At 49.3% G+C, this 1,097-nt stretch carries 2 protein-coding genes; both read right to left on the bottom strand.

Features of this window, described 5'->3' with window-relative positions:
• On the bottom strand, nt 1-221 hold a 221-nt coding region (locus tag ACWPVL_RS11635), incomplete at its 3' end, for a helix-turn-helix domain-containing protein (protein WP_454389170.1).
• A 112-nt stretch (nt 222-333) separates the two neighbouring features.
• Nucleotides 334-1,071 carry a sulfite exporter TauE/SafE family protein gene (locus ACWPVL_RS11630; protein ID WP_005692970.1) on the bottom strand — a complete coding sequence of 246 codons (738 nt, stop codon included), beginning with the start codon at nt 1,069-1,071 and terminating at the stop codon, nt 334-336.
• Nucleotides 1,072-1,097 lie beyond the last annotated feature (26 nt).

The following is a 1,097-nucleotide window of genomic DNA, read 5'->3' as shown; positions in this document are numbered from 1 at the left end:
CGCAGTGCAGCTGGATCTAAGTCAGCCGAAAAGTCCAACAACGTATTCACATCCGTGTTGAGATTGCGTGCGAGAATCGGCAGCAACGTGATATCAGGATAAGAAATACCTTTTTCCCATTTACTAACAGCCGGCGACGTGACACCAACTTTTTGCGCCAGCGCTTCCTGAGTTAAGCCTGCTGCCAGGCGTTTAGTGCGAATAATCTGATTTAAATGCATGATGATCACCCCTTTTGATCACCTTCATTATGATGGTGCTTCTTAGTGAAGACAATGGCGGCGTTTTCAAGTTGCTGGCAAATTTTTTAACTGATGGTTAAGTTGAAAATCATTACCATACTTGTTCGATCGCCATGACGACTAAAAGCAAACCGAGGAGCGGACGTAAGATGGCGGTCAACTTACGCGGGTCAAAGCGATTGAGGATGCGGGGTGTGATTGCGGCACCAACCAGCGAGCCGAGCATCAGGAGGCCGCCGACTGTCCACGCAATTTTTCCTTGAGTGGCGTGCAGAAAGCAACCGATGATGGATAAAGCTACTAAAGCATAAGATGAGGTTGCAGCGGCATGCGGCATATCCAAACCCATCAACATCAAACCAGCCATAATCGGGCCGCCACCACTTAGTCCGGCAACGCCAACCATTAAGCCGCTAATCATACCAAGCACATAGGCGAACCATGCCGGCTGGGTGGTCTTCTTTGCTTTACGCCCAAAGGATTGGCGCAACATTTGAACGCCAAGAACCATGAAAATAATCGCAATCGACCATGAATAAACCAGTTCCGGTATGTAAGGTGCGGCCAGACTACCGACAACCGTTGCTGGTACTGCCGTCAGCAGAATCCGGTTGCCGGCGTGAAAACGCATATTGCCAGTGCGATAGTGACTATAACACCCCACCGCCAACGCCGGAATCGCCGTAAACAGCGATGTCGCCGCCGCAGTACTCGGTGAAAGATGCGCAACGCCGGTCATAATACCAAGATAAAAAGCACCGCCGCCACCACCCATGGTCATAATAAATGCCCCGACCAAAAAGCCGAGAAGCACTAAGATAATTGTCATTATAAAAATTCTCCTAAACTAAAGTG

It is taken from the genome of Streptococcus sp. Marseille-Q8145 (genome assembly GCF_965112035.1).
Note: the sequence above shows the minus strand (reverse complement) of the source record. Positions and strands in the feature narration are given on the sequence as shown.

What these genes read in the sequence shown, in the direction of transcription:
- ACWPVL_RS11630 (WP_005692970.1), bottom strand. Translation starts at nt 1,071, where the DNA reads ATGACAATTATCTTAGTGCTTCTCGGCTTTTTGGTCGGGGCATTTATT.